The organism is Blautia sp. HA8986 (assembly GCF_056504635.1).
In genome coordinates this window covers 551,961-569,997 of sequence record NZ_JBWLUQ010000003.1, presented here as the reverse complement: position 1 = coordinate 569,997, position 18,037 = coordinate 551,961, and the positions used below count along the sequence as shown (strand labels likewise).

Here is an 18,037-nt window from a genome sequence, read left to right as displayed (position 1 = left end):
ATGGAAAACAGACTGTATGATGTAACAGCTCTCGGCGAGCTTCTGATCGACTTTACAGAAAACGGCGAAAGTTCCCAGGGAAATCCAACTTTCGAGGCCAATCCTGGTGGGGCTCCGTGCAATGTTCTTGCCATGCTGAACCGTCTTGGTAAAAAGACTGCCTTTATCGGAAAAGTAGGTAATGATATGTTTGGCAAACAGCTTAAAAGTGCTGTCGAAGAATGTGGAATCGATACCAGAAATCTTGTTATGGATGATGAAGTGCATACAACTCTTGCTTTTGTACATACTTATCCGGATGGAGATCGTGATTTCTCTTTTTACCGTAATCCGGGTGCTGATATGATGCTTACCAAGGATGATGTGGATGCTGATCTGATCCGCAATTCCAGAATTTTCCATTTCGGTACTCTTTCTTCTACTCATGAGGGAGTTCGTGAAGCTACCCGTTATGCCCTTGATGTGGCAAAAGAAGCCGGATGTATCATCACCTTCGACCCGAATCTTCGTCCTCCTCTCTGGAAGGATCTTGACGATGCACGGAGAGAGATCGAATATGGAATGGAAAGATGTGATGTTCTGAAGATTTCTGACAATGAAGTGGAATTTCTCTTTGACACCACTGATTATGATAAGGGTGCTGCCCTGATCGAAGGGAAATATCATATTCCGCTTGTTCTGATCACCATGGGTAAAGATGGAAGCAGAGCTTACTATCGCGGACGTAAAGTGGAAGCTGCTCCGTTCCTTCAGGAGCATACGATTGAAACTACTGGTGCTGGAGATACTTTCTGTGCAAGTACATTGAATTATGTGCTGGAGCACGGGCTTGAGGATCTCACAGATGAGAATCTCTGTGAGCTGCTTACTTTTGCAAATGCAGCAGCTTCTCTTATCACTACCAAGAAGGGGGCTCTTCGTGTAATGCCTGAGAAAGATGAAATTCTTAACTTCATCGCATTGCGCAAATAGAGTTATCAGTTCTTGGAAAGCTAATGAAACCGCAAAAGATCGAGAGAGAAAGACGTTCGAAATTACAAGTCATACTTCTCTCGGCTCCTTTGCGGTTTTCATTTTTTTCCAAAAAAATACTGCATCCCGTTCGCCACAAACGAAACACAGTATTTTTCAAAAAAACATTCTAAAATCTTGTTACTTTACTTAACAACACGCACCCTGTACATGCCCTCAATCTCCTTGAGTTCATCAAGTGCTTTCGCAGAAGCTGCACTCTCAAGATCAATAAGAGTATAAGCAAACTCCCCTTTACTCTTATTGGTCATATCCGCAATGTTCAGTCCCTCAGATCCAAGGATCTTGGTTACCTGGCTGATCATATTCGGTGTGTTGCTGTGTGCAAGAGAGATTCTTCCAACAGCTACACAGGTACCCATATCACAGTTCGGATAATTCACAGAATTCCTGATATTACCATTCTCAAGGTAATCACGGATCTCTTTCACAGCCATCTCCGCACAGTTCTCCTCAGACTCCTCAGTAGAAGCACCAAGATGCGGAGTTACCAGAATACCTTCGCGTCCTGCAACTGTCTCATTGGCAAAGTCAGTCACATATTTCTTAACCTTACCGCTCTCTACAGCCTCGATCAGCGCATCCTCATCAACAAGAAGATCTCTTGCAAAATTCAGCAGAACCACTCCGTCCTTCATCTTGTCGAAAGCTTCTTTATTGATCATCTTCTTTGTACTGTCAAGAAGCGGAACATGAATGGTGATATAATCACACTGGCTGTAAATCTCGTCCAGGCTCTTGCTGTGTTTAATGGTTCTGGAAAGGTTCCATGCTGCATCGATGGAAAGATACGGATCATAGCCATAAACTTCCATTCCAAGACCGCATGCTGCATTGGCAACCATGGCTCCGATTGCTCCAAGACCGATGATACCAAGCTTTTTGCCACTGATCTCGCAGCCTGCGAACTGTTTTTTCTGCTTCTCGGCAAGTTTTCCAATGTGCTCTTTATCTTTCTCCTGTGCAACCCACTCGATGCCGCCAACGATATCTCTGGATGCAAGAAGCATACCTGCAAGTACAAGCTCTTTTACGCCGTTTGCATTTGCTCCAGGTGTGTTAAATACAACAACACCTTGTTCTGCATACTCTTTAACCGGGATATTGTTGACACCTGCGCCTGCACGTGCAACTGCACAAACACTCTTCGGAAGCTCCATGTCGTGCATTTTTGCACTTCTTACAAGAATAGCATCACACTGATCTGCACTCTCTGTTTTTTTGTAATTGTCGCCGAAAAGTTTAAGTCCCTTCTCAGCAATAGGATTCAGGCAATGATACTGGAACATTATGCATTTTCCTCCTCGAATTTTTTCATGAATGCAACCAGCGCCTCTACGCCGGCCTTCGGCATAGCATTATAGATGCTGGCACGCATTCCGCCAACTGTACGGTGTCCTTTCAGGTTTACAAGGCCTGCTTCTGTTGCCTCTTTGACAAACTTCGCATCCATTTCCTTGTCTCCTGTTACAAACGGAACGTTCATAAGAGATCTGTCTTCCGGAACTACAGTTCCTTTGAACAGTTTGCTGGAATCCAGGTAATCATAAAGGATTTTTGCTTTCTCCTCATTGCGCTGTTTCATCACTTCCAGACCGCCCATCTTCTTCAGCCATTTAAATACTTTTCCGCATACATAGATGCAGTAAGCATTCGGTGTGTTGTAAAGAGATCCTGCGTCTGCATGTGTCTTATATGTAAGCATGGTCGGTGTGCCCGGAAGAACGTCCTCTGTGATCAGATCCTCACGGATGATAACGATAACCATACCTGCCGGTCCGATGTTCTTCTGAACACCACCGTAAATAATACCGTATTTGCTTACATCAACCGGCTCAGACAGGAAGCAGGAGGATACGTCTGCTACCAGAGTCTTGCCTTTTGTGTTTGGAAGTTTTTTGAATTTAGTACCATAAATGGTGTTGTTCTCACAGATGTATACGTAATCTGCATCCGGGCTGATCGGCAGATCACTGCAGTCCGGGATATAACTGAAGGTTTTATCCTCAGAAGATGCGATCTTGTTTGCTTTTCCGTATTTCTGAGCTTCCTGATAAGCTTTCTTTGCCCACTGACCTGTTACGATATAATCTGCAACCTTGTTTTTCATAAGATTCATCGGGATCATGGCAAACTGCTGGGATGCTCCTCCCTGGAGGAAAAGTACCTTGTAATTATCCGGGATGTTCATAAGCTCGCGGAGATCTTTCTCTGCTGTATCAATGATCTCCTGGAAAGCTGCACTTCTGTGACTCATTTCCATAACGGACATTCCAGTGCCGTTATAGTCCATCATCTCATCAGCTACTTCTTTGAGTACTTCCTCCGGAAGCACTGCCGGTCCGGCAGAAAAATTATACACTCTACTCATGTTTCTTCATATCCTCCTCGTCAAATACATCATCTAGATTCGCACCAGCCGGTACCATCGGGAACACACTCAGATCCTGATCGATCCAGCAATCCAGAACGACAGGTCCCTCTGCTGCCAGTGCCATCTTAAGTGCAGGTTCCACATCCTCCATTTTTGTCACACGAATGGCTTTTGCACCCAGTGCCTCCGATAATTTCACAAAATCAACGGCGTCATCCAGTACTGTGGAAGAGTATCTCTTTCCATAGAAAAGCGTCTGCCACTGACGCACCATTCCCAGTACATGATTGTTCATAACAATCTGGATCAGCTGTCTGCCACAGCGTGCAGCTGTTGCCAGCTCATTCATATTCATACGGAAGCATCCGTCACCTGCTATATTTACAACTATTTTTTCCGGTCTGCCCATCTTCGCGCCAATTGCAGCGCCAAGGCCGTAACCCATGGTTCCAAGTCCACCGGAAGTAAGAAGCGTTCTCGGCTCTTTATATTTATAATACTGTGCCGCCCACATCTGATGCTGTCCGACCTCTGTGGAGATGATGGCATCACCGTTTGTCAACTCATAAAGCTTCTCTATAATATATGGTCCAGTAAGCTGTGTGTGATCATAATTCAGCGGATATTTTGCTTTCAGGTTCTGGATATGAGCAACCCAATCCGGATGTTCTTTCTCCTGAATTTCCTCAAGAAGACGTTTCAGAACTTCTTTCACATCTCCGATCACGCTTGCATCCACTGTGATATTTTTGTTGATCTCAGCTGCATCCACATCAATCTGAAGGATCTTTGCATTATGTGCAAAAGTCTTCGTATTTCCTGTTACACGGTCACTGAATCGTGCTCCGAGAACGATCAGAAGGTCACATTCTGTTACACCAAGGTCGGAAGCTTTTGTTCCGTGCATTCCTACCATACCTGTGTAGAGAGGATCTTCTCCCGGGAAAGTTCCCTTGCCCATCAAAGTATCACAAACCGGAGCCTGGATTCTGTGAGCAAGTTCACGTACTTCCCTGTCTGCACCTGAGATCACACAGCCACCACCCACGAAAATAAACGGTTTCTCTGCTTCTCTGATCATTTCCAGTGCCTGGTCCATATCTTCTTTACGGATATTCCTGACCTCACGGTTGACTGTTGCAGGACGAACTGGCTCGTATTCATATTTCATTCCTGTGATATCCTTCGGAACATCCACAAGAACAGGACCAGGTCTTCCGCTTTTTGCAATATAGAATGCTCTTCTCAACGTGTCTGCAAGATCTTCAATATTTTTTACAATGAAGCTGTATTTTGTCACAGGCATTACGATCCCTGCGATATCAACCTCCTGGAAAGAATCTCTTCCCAGGAGTGGCCTTCCTACATTTGCAGTAATGGCTACCATGGGTACGGAGTCCATGTATGCAGTAGCAATTCCTGTTACCAGGTTGGTGGCTCCGGGACCGGATGTTGCCAGGCAGACACCTACCTTTCCGGTAGCTCTCGCATAGCCGTCAGCAGCATGAGATGCCCCCTGCTCATGGGAAGTCAGTACATGCGTGATCTCATCTTTGTATTCATATAAGGCATCGTAAACATTCAGTATCGCGCCGCCCGGATATCCAAATACGGTGTCAACGCCCTGTTCTTTCAGACATTCTACGATGATCTCTGCACCTGTAAGCTGCATGTCTTTCGTTCCTCCTTATTTTGCTTTCGGTACTTCCAGGATTGCACCGCGGTTTCCGGATGTTACCATGGAAGCATATCTTGCCAGATAACCTGTTGTTACCTTCGGCTCTCTTGGCTGCCATTTCTCTCTTCTTGCCTGCATCTCCTCGTCAGAAACCTTAATCTCCAGTTTCAGCTCCGGAATGTTGATGCTGATGATATCGCCTTCCTCAACCAGTGCGATCGGGCCGCCTACTGCTGCCTCAGGTGATACGTGTCCGATAGCGGCTCCTCTGGATGCGCCGCTGAAACGTCCGTCTGTGATCAGGGCTACGGAAGAACCAAGTCCCATTCCTACGATGGCAGATGTCGGGTTCAGCATCTCTCTCATTCCAGGACCGCCTTTTGGTCCCTCATAACGGATAACGACTACATCACCCTCTACGATCTTACCGCTCTTGATAGCCACAATTGCATCATCCTCGCTGTCGAATACTCGTGCAGGGCCTTCATGTACCAGCATCTCCGGTACAACTGCGGAACGTTTTACAACGCCGCCGTCCGGTGCAAGATTTCCCTTCAGTACTGCAAGTCCACCTGTCTTTGTATATGGATTGTCGATCGGGCGGATAACCTCCGGATTCAGGTTTACACAATTCTTAATGTTCTCTCCGACTGTCTTTCCTGTTACTGTCATACACTCTGTATGGAGAAGTCCGATCTTGTTCAGCTCGTTCATAACTGCATAGACACCTCCGGCCTCGTTAAGATCTTCCATGTAAGTCGGGCCTGCCGGTGCAAGATGGCAGAGATTCGGAGTCTTCTCACTGATCTCATTTGCAAAACTGATATCAAAATCCATTCCGATCTCGTGTGCAATAGCAGGAAGATGAAGCATGCTGTTTGTGGAACAGCCAAGTGCCATATCTACAGTGAGGGCATTCAAAACTGCCTCTTTTGTCATGATATCTCTTGGGCGGATGTTCCTTCTGTACATTTCCATTACCTGCATTCCTGCATGTTTTGCAAGACGGATACGCTCGGAATATACGGCCGGGATGGTACCGTTTCCTTTCAGGCCCATTCCAAGAACCTCTGTCAGGCAGTTCATGCTGTTTGCAGTGTACATACCGGAACATGATCCGCAGGTCGGACAGGTTTTGTTCTCGAATTCTGCCAGATCATCAGCTGTGATGGTTCCTGCTGCATAGGAGCCTACTGCCTCAAACATGCTGGAAAGACTTGTCTTATGTCCTTTTACATGGCCTGCAAGCATCGGGCCGCCGCTTACGAATACAGTCGGAACATTGATTCTTGCTGCTGCCATCAGAAGTCCAGGTACGTTTTTATCACAGTTTGGTACCATAACAAGGGCATCAAACTGATGAGCCAGTGCCATAGCCTCTGTGGAATCTGCGATCAGGTCACGTGTTACAAGTGAATATTTCATTCCAACATGTCCCATTGCAATTCCGTCACATACTGCGATAGCCGGGAATACTACCGGTGTACCGCCAGCCATTGCAACACCAAGTTTTACAGCGTTTACGATCTTGTCAAGGTTCATATGTCCCGGTACGATCTCGTTGTAAGAGCTTACGATTCCTACCAGCGGTTTATCCATTTCTTCGTTTGTCATTCCAAGGGCATTAAACAGGGAACGGTGAGGTGCCTGCTGTGTGCCTTTTCTTACGGTATCACTTCTCATTTATCAGGATTCTCCTTTTTTTATTCTTTACGATATGTTTCTGTATCGCTTATCTGTTCCGGTTTATTTATGCGATAGCATCTGCAATCAGGTCTCCCATCTCTTTTGTTCCGACAAGCTTGCATCCGTCTGACATGATATCGCCTGTTCTGAATCCGTCTGTCAGAACCTTCTGTACTGCTGCTTCTACTGCATCTGCTTCTTTGTCAAGATCCAGAGAATATCTCAGCATCATCAGCTGCAGAAAGGATAGTTGCGATCGGATTTGCCTTGTTCTGGCCTGCGATATCCGGTGCGGAACCGTGGCTTGGCTCATAAAGACCAAGTTTTGTCTCATTTAAGCTTGCGGAAGAAAGCATTCCGATAGATCCTGTCACCATGCTTGCCTCATCAGAGAGAATATCTCCAAACATGTTCTCTGTAAGGATAACATCGAACTGTTTCGGGTCACGTACCAGCTGCATTGCACAGTTATCTACAAGCATATGCTCCAGTGTTACATCCGGATAATCTTTTGCAACATCTTCCACAACGCTTCTCCAGAGTCTGGAGGAATCAAGAACGTTTGCCTTATCTACGCTTGTTACTTTATTTCTTCTCTTACGTGCGATCTCAAATGCCTTGATAGCAATACGGCGGATTTCATTCTCATTATAAGAAAGAGTATCCACTGCTGTGCGGACTCCGTTCTCTTCGGTAGTCTTTCTTGCTCCGAAATAAAGTCCTCCTGTAAGCTCTCTTACGATGATCATGTCAAAACCATCTCCGATGATCTCATCACGAAGCGGGCATGCATCGCGAAGCTCATTGTAAAGATATGCAGGACGAAGATTTGCAAAAAGGTTCAGTGCTTTACGGATAGCAAGAAGTCCTGTCTCCGGACGTCTGGACGGCTCCAGTTTATACCATGGGGATGTCTTGGCATCTCCTCCAATGGAACCCATCAGTACTGCATCAGAAGCTTTTGCCTGGGCAATGGCTTTCTCTGTAAGAGGTACTCCGTGAGCATCAATGGATGCACCTCCTAAAAGAACCTCTGTGTATGAAAATTTATGACTGTATTTCTCGCATACTTTGTCTAAAACTTTTCTGGCCTCGGCTACAATTTCCGGGCCGATTCCATCTCCTGGAATCAGGGCAATTTTGTACTCCATTTTTTATTCACTCCTCCGATTTCCCCTGTGCTGTAAAATTTTAACGCACTGGTGTGGATAATTGTTATTATCATAACGCACTTTTCGACGGATTTCAACCTATTAAATAGATAAAGTTTTGTCATCCCCTCAAAAAAGGGCCGCCATACCTTTTTTCGGTATGGCAGCCCTGGCTGTTTTTCTTCTGTTTGTCTTCGATTTATGCCTGTCAAAACTTCTCAGAACTTTCCGCTGGAACCCCCGAAGGTATCTCCTGATGAAGAAGTATGAGTGGTGGAACCGCCGCTGTGTTCCTCTTCTTTCGGCTTGGCAGTTCTTGACACTGTCCTGTAGAGATAAAAATCGTTGCTCTTTGTTACATCCATGCTGCCTTTCCGCACATAGGAAGCTGCCTGCTCCTGCTTCTGCACAGTTTTCAGCTTTCTTCTCATATTTCCGGTTACGAGAAGACCTGCCACAATGCCGACTCCTATTGCGATCAGAAGATTCGCACCTACATCAAACGGCTCTTTGGGCAGATTATCTACATCATACGGTTTTCCTGATTCTGCCTGCATGATAAAATCGTCGCACTGCAGGGCAAAAGTCTGAAATGCTTCACTGTAATCCCCGTCACTTAAATACGGCTTCACCTGATCCATAATGTAGGACTGGCCTGCATCCGTAAACGCATCAATGGCATATCCATGTGTGGCAATGGCCCAGTTTCGGTCTCCCATATCTACCAGAAACAGGATTCCATCTCTGTCCTCACCCTGACCATAACCATGGTCAGTAAAATAATCGTCCGCATATTCCTGGGCTGTTTTTCCCCCGAGGCTGTCTGTGGTGACGATTACAACATCTACTTCTCCCCGTTCACTGATATCATCCAGCGAAGCACTTAAAGTATCCTGCTCATCTGCACTTAAAAGCCCGGCCTGATCTGCCAGACGGTCTTCTGTCCCTGCACATACAGGAAAAGCGCATGCCAGACATAAAAGGATTGCTGTGAGAAATAGGGATATTCTTTTTTTCATAGCACTTACCTCCTTACAATGCCCAGATAAGATACAGGATGATGTATGCAATCACAGTTACGATTCCCGTAGTTCCTGCAAACCATCTGGCAAAAGCACTTTTGTCAGTAGGCAGATTGCCGACAAATTTACCTGTCTGTCCGTTCATGGCAAATATGTAGTTCTCACCCTTCCACCTGGTCTGAAGGACCCAGACAGGATACAGGGCATATTTCGTAGTTGCGTTCTTCAGCCGGATATTGGTATTCTCAGGAACCACACTTGAATAGCCTTTTACGGTACCCCTGAAAGCATCCTCTGTGCTGCGCCGGATACGCTCATTGGCACGTTCTATACACTCTTCTGCCGTTACATCGTACTTATCTGCAAAATATCCGGCCAGATAAGCTGTCTGAAAATCTACCGCCTCCCTGAAATCAAAAGGCTCTATGGATTCCATCAGATCATTCTCCATGCTTTTGGAACCATCCACAGGCACATGATCGAAACCGATCGAACCTTTTCTGTGTATGGAATAATAGCTGGTTTCTGTATAATCATAGTCCTTATCGCTCCAAAATCGGGTCTTTGTTCCCTTATAGCGGATATCTGCATTGGCATCTGTATCATAAAGCCAGAACGGAACATAAATTCCCTTTACCTCACTGATATGGTTCTCCGTCTTAAAAGCTTTTGGCAGAAGCCGTTTGCCTGTAAAATGCTGCTTCAGCTTCTCTTTGGCTGCCTTTTTATCTAACTTAAATGGGATCACATAGTCCGGCTTCAGTACTCCGGAAAGATTTCCCGTCATAACTACAGGACTTCCACAGAACGGGCAGGCAGTAGCTGCAGTGTTGACATCACCCACAATCTCACCGCCACATGATTTGCACACATAAGTACGTAAACCTTCGCTTTCCCCTTCCTGCCATTCATCACCGGCCTCATCCGACCAGCTCATATCCTCCGGCTCTTCCTCTTCCACAGACTGCGCATATTCTGACAATGTCTTAACATCAAATTCCGTGTCACAATATGGGCACTTCATCTTCTGCACGGAACTGTCAAATTCTATGGAACCGCCACAGCACGGGCACTTAAATTCCTGCATTTTCGCCATATTTGCACCTCCTGCTTACACAGCATCCTCCGTTCCAAAAGGATCTCCGCACTCCGGACAGAATTTCGGTGGATTCTCCGGGTCAGCCGGTTCCCATCCGCACTTGCTGCAACGATATCTCATCTTCTTCTCCGGTTTCCTGGCTCCGCAGTTCATACAGAATTTACCTTTGTTCACAGTACCACAGGAACAGGTCCAGCTCTCATCTGCAGGTCTTGGTGCGCCACATTCCGGACAGAACTTGCCTGTGGAAACTGCACCGCAGCTACATGTCCAGGAATCTCCGTCTGCTGCTGGCTGGATCTTTTGCTGAGGCTGTGTGTTCTGTGCTGCCGCCTGTGCCTGCTGCTTCTGTCCCATCTCAAAAAGCTGCTGCGCATTCAGTCCGCCTGCATTGGATGCCATTCCCATTCCCATAAAGCCGGTCATGGCACCTGCTGAATTAGACGCTGCTGCTTTCATGGCATCTGCCTGCGCACCGGTCAGTGTGGCTGCTGCCATGGAAGGATCACGCATCATTGCAGTGCGCTGTGCCTGTTTGATCATCTCTGCATCCTCATCCGGAAGTGTGACAGACCCAAGTGCAACGCTTACAACCTTCAGACCGCGAAGCTGCTCCCATTTGGCAGAAAGAACCTCATTCATTGCATTCTCAAGCTCTGTATTATGGGTTACGATCTGATTGGGACGGAGCTCCAGCTCGGAAAGCCGTCCAAAAGCCGGCTGCAGTGCGCTGACAAACTCTGTTTTCAGCTGACTGTCAAGTTCCTCTCTTGTGTACTCCTGCTCTACATTTCCACACACATTTGTATAAAAAAGAAGAGGATCTGCAATCCTGTAGGAATATACGCCATGACAACGCACAGACACATCAATATCCAGTCCGATCCTGGAATCCACAACACGGAACGGGATCGGTGTCGGAGTTCCAAATTTATTATCTACCAGCTCCTTGGTATTAAAATAATAAACCCTCTGATCCTTACCTGTATCTCCACCGTATGCAAAACGCTTGCCGATGGTCTGGAAGGTACTGCGGATACCTTCCCCAAGGCTTCCTGCAAAAATACTTGGTTCTGTGGATGCGTCGTAAGTATACTCTCCCGGATCTGCGCAGATATCCACAACCTTCCCCTGCTCTACGATCATCATGCACTGACCGTCTGCTACTGCGATCCCGCTTCCGCTGGTAATGATATTGTCACTGCCTCTCTTATTGGAAGATCTGGATGATGTACGCTTCGTTCCTTTTACTACCATCACTTCTTTATCCATTGCCTCACAGTAAAAAAATTCTTTCCACTGATCTGCCATTGTACTTCCTGCTGCACCTGCCGCTGCTCTTATAAGCCCCATAAAACCGACCCCTTTCTGAATTCTTGTTTCTGTTTACTATTTTAATATATTATAATAAATGATGCACTCTCATTTCTGATAGTAATATCATTATTGCACGATTTTCACGAAAAATCTACTCTTTTCCCATTCAATATTTCACATATCCTGTTATTTCGGCATATATCGTCAAAAATGAAATCGGCCCGCTGACTTCTCCGTTTCTGATTATTTCAAACAACAAGGCAACTCAGCAGAGAACTGCATCCGGGCTGCCAAATTTCCCGTCCTCAGTAGCCCAAAAAAGGCACCGCGCTTCAAGCGCAGTGCCTCTCTCCACTCTCATATTCCGGTTGCATTAAGCAGATGCCTGATCTGCCTTCTCAACCTCGGCGATTGCCTGTTTTCTCATTGGGATACGGCAGTTCTTGTTGTTACCGAACTCAACGATAACATCTTCCTCTGTCATATCAATAACAACTCCGTAAAAACCGCTGGTAGTAACAACACTGTCACCAACCTCCATGCTGTTTAACATTGTCTGAGTTCTCTTCTGCTCCTTCTTCTGCGGACGGATCATCATGAAATACATAATTGCAAAAAGAACTATGATCCAGACGATACCAAGACCTGCACTAAGTCCGCCAGCTGCTGCTGTAGATGATGCGATCATTCCAATTCCTCCTGATAAAATCAATTCTTATGCGGTTTCCCGCCGTTTCTGACCTATAGCGGTAAATTGCTATAAAAAGTGTCACTTCGTACTATCATACACAAAAATCCCTGATTCTTCAAGGTTTTTCTTGTAATTTCCAACAGTTATTTCTCTTACGGAATATCTTTATTACCGGTTGCCGTTGATCTTGCCTTCCTCAAATCCTTCCAGGCGCATTTTCTTATATGCTGCAAAATTGCCGGCATCCAGTGCGTCACGGATTTCTTCCATCATATGGTTGTAGAAATACAAGTTATGAAGCACGCAAAGTCTCATTCCCAGCATTTCCTTTGCCTTGAGAAGATGGCGGATATATGCCCTGCTGTAGTGACGGCAGGCCGGGCACTTGCATTCCTCGTCGATCGGCCTGGAATCCAGCTCATACTTGGCATTGAAAAGATTCATTTTTCCATGGTTGGTGTACACGTGACCATGGCGGCCGTTACGACTTGGATATACACAGTCAAAGAAATCAATACCACGTTCAACACCTTCCAGAATGTTAGCCGGAGTACCAACTCCCATAAGATAAGTCGGCTTGTTCTGCGGAAGGTTCGGTACCACCTCATCCAGAATCCGGTACATCTCCTCATGGCTCTCACCAACAGCAAGTCCGCCTACTGCGTATCCGTCCAGATCCAACTCTGCGATTGCCTGAGCATGCTCAATACGGATATCTTCATAAACAGCACCCTGGTTGATACCAAAAAGAAGCTGTTCCTTATTGATCGTATCAGGCAGGCTGTTCAGACGTGCCATCTCATCCTTGCATCGCTTCAGCCAACGTGTGGTACGTGCCACGGACTTCTGTACATAGTCCCTGTCTGCCACACTGCTCGGACACTCATCAAAAGCCATTGCAATAGTAGAGCCCAGATTGGACTGGATCTGCATACTTTCCTCAGGGCCCATAAATATCTTATGACCATCAATATGAGAGTTGAAATAAACTCCCTCTTCCTTGATCTTGCGGAGCTTCGCCAGGGAGAACACCTGGAATCCGCCGGAATCGGTAAGGATCGGTCTGTCCCAGTTCATAAACTTGTGAAGTCCTCCAAGCTGTTTCACGATTTTGTCTCCGGGGCGCACATGAAGATGATACGTGTTGGACAGCTGTACCTGCGTACCGATCTCATGAAGATCTACCGTGGAAACAGCTCCCTTAATTGCAGCAATTGTTCCTACATTCATGAAAACAGGAGTTTGAATCGTTCCATGAACAGTCTTGAATTCTCCTCTTTTCGCTCTTCCTTCTGTTGTAATCAGTTTATATTCTGCCATTTCATTTCCCTTCTGAAAATCAGTCTGGCGGATATTTCCGATCCGCACTGCTGTTTCTTCATTCTCGCACTCACAGTCCGCATTACAGGACTATGCACTGATACGAGTCTGCCCCGTCAATATTTTGCCAGAGCTTTTGGACAATATCATAACACATTTTTCTCTTTTCTGCTACTGATTGTTAAACTTTTACATTGCCATTTTTTAAACGATATCGTATAATATAGAGTATTCGCTTAAAAATCCTTTTTAATAAGAAGAAATAACTCCCGCCCGGCAAATATGTCAGAAGCGGGCAACCCCTTTATAGATACAGCAAGGAGGAAATCAATTTTTTATGAAGAAACACACACTTGGAATTGACATTGGTTCCACCACTGTCAAGATTGCCATCTTAGACGAAAATGATAACCTTGTTTTCTCTGATTATAAGAGACATTTTGCAAATATCCAGGAAACACTTGCAGATCTTCTTCAGAAGGCCGAAAACCAGCTTGGCGAGCTTACGCTCTGCCCGGTAATCACAGGTTCCGGTGGACTGACGCTTGCCAACCATCTGGAAATTCCTTTTGTCCAGGAGGTTATTGCTGTTTCCACTTCCCTTCAGAAGCTTGCCCCTAAAACCGATGTAGCCATCGAGCTGGGCGGCGAGGATGCCAAGATCATCTATTTTGAAAACGGAAACGTTGAGCAGCGTATGAACGGTATCTGCGCCGGAGGTACAGGTTCCTTCATCGACCAGATGGCTTCCCTTCTCCAGACAGATGCACCAGGACTTAATGAGTATGCCAAGCATTACAAGGCACTCTATCCGATTGCAGCCCGCTGCGGTGTTTTTGCCAAGACAGATATCCAGCCTCTTATCAATGACGGCGCTACCAAGGAAGACCTTTCCGCTTCTATTTTCCAGGCAGTTGTCAACCAGACCATTTCAGGTCTTGCCTGCGGTAAACCGATCCGCGGACATGTAGCATTCCTGGGCGGACCGCTCCACTTCCTCTCAGAGCTTAAGGCTGCTTTTATCCGTACTCTGAAGCTGGATGACGAACACATTATCGCACCGGATAACTCTCATCTGTTCGCAGCTATCGGTTCTGCACTGAATGCGAAACAGGATGTGAATGTATCCCTGATCGAGCTGAAAGAACGCATGCGTACTACCATAAAGCTTGACTTCGAAGTTGAGCGTATGAAGCCGCTTTTTGCAACAGAAGAAGATTACCAGGCTTTCCATGACCGCCAGAGTGCCTACAAGGTAAAAACAGGCGACCTTTCTACATATAAGGGGAAATGCTTCCTGGGAATCGATGCAGGTTCCACCACTACAAAGACAGCACTGGTAGGTGAAGACGGAACTCTTCTCTATTCTTTCTACAGCAACAATAACGGTAATCCGCTGAAAACCACTATCAGCTCCATCCAGGAAATCTACGAGCTGCTTCCTGATGATGCAGAGATTGCTTTTTCCTGCTCTACCGGATACGGAGAGGCACTGATCAAGGCCGCTCTTCTTCTTGATGAGGGCGAGGTTGAAACTGTTTCCCATTATTATGCAGCTGCTTTCTTTGACCCGGAAGTTGACTGTATCCTTGACATCGGCGGTCAGGATATGAAGTGCATCAAGATCCGCAACCAGACCGTTGACAGCGTACAGCTGAATGAGGCATGTTCCTCAGGCTGCGGTTCCTTTATCGAAACTTTCGCCAAATCCCTGAACTATACAGTACAGGACTTCGCAAAAGCTGCACTTTTTGCAAAGCATCCGATTGATCTTGGAACACGTTGTACTGTATTTATGAATTCCAAAGTTAAACAGGCTCAAAAAGAAGGCGCCGAGGTTTCAGATATCTCCGCTGGTCTTGCCTACTCCGTTATCAAGAATGCCCTTTACAAAGTTATCAAGGTTTCCGATGCTTCAGAGCTTGGAAAACACATCGTTGTACAGGGTGGTACCTTCTATAACGATGCGGTTCTTCGAAGCTTCGAGAAAATCGCCGACTGCCAGGCTATCCGCCCGGATATCGCAGGAATCATGGGAGCCTTCGGTGCAGCTCTGATCGCAAGAGAGCGTTATCAGGAAGGAGAAAAAACTTCCATGCTTTCCATCGATCAGATCAACAGTCTGCAGTATACCACTTCCATGGCTAACTGCCGTGGATGTACCAACAACTGCCGTCTGACCATCAACAAATTCTCCGGTGGACGTAAATATATCAGCGGAAACCGCTGCGAGCGCGGCCTTGGAAAAGAGAAAAACAAGGATCATATCCCGAACCTTTTTGACTATAAATATAAGAGGATTTTTTCCTACGAACCTCTTTCTACAGATAAGGCAACCCGCGGACAGGTCGGTATCCCACGTGTGCTGAATATGTTTGAGAACTATCCGTTCTGGTATACCTTCTTTACTGAATTGAAATATCAGGTAGTGCTCTCTCCGACTTCCACACGTAAGATTTATGAGCTGGGTATCGAGTCCATCCCAAGTGAATCCGAGTGCTATCCTGCAAAACTTGCTCACGGACATGTGACATGGCTGATCCGCAATGGTGTGAAATTTATCTTCTACCCATGTATTCCGTATGAGCGAAATGAGTTCCCGGATGCAGTCAACCACTACAATTGCCCGATCGTTACTTCCTATGCGGAAAATATCAAGAATAACGTGGACGAGCTTAACGATCCGTCCATCACTTTCCGCAATCCGTTCATGGCCTTTACCTCCGAGGAAATCCTGACCAACCGGCTTGTAGAAGAATTCCCTGACATTCCTGCCGCCGAGGTAAAAGCAGCTGCACATAAAGCATGGGATGAGCTGTCCGCAGTACACCGCGATGTGCAGAAAAAAGGCGAGGAAACTCTCCGGTACCTGAAAGAAACAGGACGCCGCGGAATCGTTCTTGCAGGCCGTCCGTATCATATCGATCCTGAGATCCACCATGGAATCCCGGATATGATCAACAGCTACGGAATCGCTGTATTTACCGAAGATTCTGTTGCTCACCTTGGCCATATAGAGCGTCCGATCCGTGTTAATGACCAGTGGATGTACCATTCCCGTCTCTACTCTGCTGCAAACTTTGTAAAAACAAGAGATGATCTGGATCTGATCCAGCTGAACTCTTTTGGCTGCGGACTTGATGCAGTTACTACAGATGAGGTTTATGAAATCCTGGACGGAAGTGACAAGATCTACACCTGTCTGAAAATTGATGAGGTCAACAACCTTGGTGCTGCAAGAATCCGTATCCGTTCCCTGATTGCTGCCATCCGTGCAAAACAGGCGCAGAATAAAAAGAGGAACATCAAGCCGGCTTCCATTGAGAAAGTATCCTTTACCAAGCAGATGCGTAAGGAATACACCATCCTCTGCCCACAGATGTCTCCTTTCCACTTCGGAATCTTTGAGGCTGCTTTTAACGCATCCGGCTACAACCTGGAAGTCCTCCCAAACGACAATAAGCACGCCGTTGATGTGGGTCTTAAATATGTAAACAATGATGCCTGCTACCCGTCCCTGATGGTGGTAGGACAGATCATGGATGCCCTTCTTTCCGGTAAATATGATCTGAACAAAACTGCAGTCATCATGTCTCAGACAGGCGGTGGCTGCCGCGCCTCCAACTATATCGCTTTCATCCGCCGTGCCCTGAAAAAAGCCGGCATGGAGCAGGTTCCGGTTATTTCCCTGAACTTAAGCGGCCTTGAGAGCAACCCTGGATTCAAACTGACACTGCCGCTGATCAAGCGTATTGTTTACGGTGCCGTATTCGGTGATATCCTGATGAAATGTGTATACCGCATGCGTCCATATGAGCTTGAGGAAGGTATCGTAAACCGCAAGCACAAGATCTGGGAGCAGCGCGTCATTGCCTTCGTAACAGGCAGCAGCGTAAGCCATGGTACCTTTAAGAAAATGTGCCGTGAAATGGTTCACGATTTTGATACCATCCCGATTTCCGATGAGAAAAAGCCTCGTGTTGGTATTGTAGGTGAGATCCTTGTTAAATTCCTTCCGGCAGCAAACAACCACCTTGCAGATCTTCTGGAAGCAGAGGGTGCAGAACCGGTTGTTCCGGATCTGATCGACTTTATCTGCTACTGCTTCTACAACCAAAACTTTAAGGTTGAGAAGCTTGGCTTCAAAAAATCCAAGGCTACCATTGCCAACTTAGGTCTTAAGGCTATTGACTGGCTGCGCAAAACTGCTAACGAAGCTCTTGAGCAGAGTCGTCACTTTACACCTGCAGCTGATATCCGTGACCTTGCAAAAATGGCTTCTCCGATCGTTTCTGCCGGAAACCAGACTGGTGAGGGCTGGTTCCTGACAGGTGAGATGATGGAGCTGATCCACGGCGGCGTTCCGAATATCGTCTGCATCCAGCCATTTGGCTGCCTGCCAAATCACATCGTAGGTAAAGGTGTCATCAAGGAAGTTCGTCGCGAGCATCCGGAAGCAAACATCGTTGCTATTGATTATGATCCGGGTGCAAGTGAGGTAAACCAGCTGAACCGAATCAAGCTGATGCTCTCCACTGCACAGAAGAATCTGCATAAGGATGATAAAAAGAAATCGTAATAATACGCAGCAGACATAAACTGTAAATTTTAAATATTTAAGCTGCACGGCTGTTTTCAGGAATAACAGAAACAGCTGTGCAGCTTTT

Annotated in this window: 11 protein-coding genes and 1 pseudogene; 2 read left to right on the top strand and 10 right to left on the bottom strand. The window is 46.3% G+C overall.

Translation table 11 applies throughout. The features are described from left to right. A complete protein-coding gene (locus AC04Q4_RS17350) occupies nt 1-972 on the top strand; it encodes a PfkB family carbohydrate kinase (RefSeq protein WP_476389382.1) in 972 nt (323 codons plus the stop codon). A gap of 185 nt (nt 973-1,157) precedes the next feature. On the opposite strand, the gene AC04Q4_RS17345 is transcribed toward AC04Q4_RS17350, so the two are convergent. The 10 genes and pseudogenes from AC04Q4_RS17345 to tgt all read right to left on the bottom strand — a co-directional run bounded on the left by AC04Q4_RS17345 (nt 1,158) and on the right by tgt (nt 13,370). Beyond that, the gene (locus tag AC04Q4_RS17345; protein WP_173756011.1) at nt 1,158-2,321 is read right to left on the bottom strand and encodes a phosphoglycerate dehydrogenase; all 1,164 of its coding nucleotides are present in this window, start codon (nt 2,319-2,321) and stop codon (nt 1,158-1,160) included. Continuing rightward, nucleotides 2,321-3,403 (bottom strand): 3-phosphoserine/phosphohydroxythreonine transaminase, encoded by a 1,083-nt coding sequence (gene serC / locus AC04Q4_RS17340; protein WP_015527147.1) that lies wholly within the window; start codon nt 3,401-3,403, stop codon nt 2,321-2,323. Before serC ends, AC04Q4_RS17345 begins: the two co-directional genes overlap by 1 nt. After that, nucleotides 3,396-5,078, bottom strand: a complete 1,683-nt coding sequence (ilvB, locus tag AC04Q4_RS17335; protein ID WP_476389381.1) for a biosynthetic-type acetolactate synthase large subunit — start codon at nt 5,076-5,078, stop codon at nt 3,396-3,398. Before ilvB ends, serC begins: the two co-directional genes overlap by 8 nt. A gap of 15 nt (nt 5,079-5,093) precedes the next feature. Further along, entirely contained in the window at nt 5,094-6,767 is a 1,674-nt protein-coding gene (ilvD, locus tag AC04Q4_RS17330; RefSeq protein ID WP_173756009.1) for a dihydroxy-acid dehydratase, read from the bottom strand. Between the two features lie 67 nt (nt 6,768-6,834). Further along, nucleotides 6,835-7,921 (bottom strand): annotated as a pseudogene (gene leuB / locus AC04Q4_RS17325) (3-isopropylmalate dehydrogenase). 218 nt (nt 7,922-8,139) lie between these two features. Continuing rightward, nucleotides 8,140-8,940 carry a TPM domain-containing protein gene (locus tag AC04Q4_RS17320; RefSeq protein WP_178774194.1) on the bottom strand — a complete coding sequence of 267 codons (801 nt, stop codon included), beginning with the start codon at nt 8,938-8,940 and terminating at the stop codon, nt 8,140-8,142. A 13-nt stretch (nt 8,941-8,953) separates the two neighbouring features. Beyond that, complete coding sequence (locus tag AC04Q4_RS17315; protein ID WP_178774193.1) at nt 8,954-10,039, bottom strand: TFIIB-type zinc ribbon-containing protein; 1,086 nt, start codon at nt 10,037-10,039, stop codon at nt 8,954-8,956. A gap of 15 nt (nt 10,040-10,054) precedes the next feature. After that, a complete protein-coding gene (locus AC04Q4_RS17310) occupies nt 10,055-11,395 on the bottom strand; it encodes an SPFH domain-containing protein (RefSeq protein ID WP_476389380.1) in 1,341 nt (446 codons plus the stop codon). A gap of 337 nt (nt 11,396-11,732) precedes the next feature. Continuing rightward, nucleotides 11,733-12,047, bottom strand: coding sequence for a preprotein translocase subunit YajC (gene yajC / locus AC04Q4_RS17305; RefSeq protein WP_119239089.1), 315 nt, complete (start codon nt 12,045-12,047; stop codon nt 11,733-11,735). Nucleotides 12,048-12,218: 171 nt separating this feature from the next. After that, entirely contained in the window at nt 12,219-13,370 is a 1,152-nt protein-coding gene (gene tgt / locus AC04Q4_RS17300; RefSeq protein WP_476389379.1) for a tRNA guanosine(34) transglycosylase Tgt, read from the bottom strand. Between the two features lie 337 nt (nt 13,371-13,707). Here tgt and AC04Q4_RS17295 point away from each other — a divergent pair, with 337 nt between their 5' ends. Further along, on the top strand, nt 13,708-17,949 hold the full coding sequence (locus tag AC04Q4_RS17295; RefSeq protein WP_476389378.1) for an acyl-CoA dehydratase activase-related protein: 4,242 nt from the start codon (nt 13,708-13,710) through the stop codon (nt 17,947-17,949). Nucleotides 17,950-18,037 lie beyond the last annotated feature (88 nt).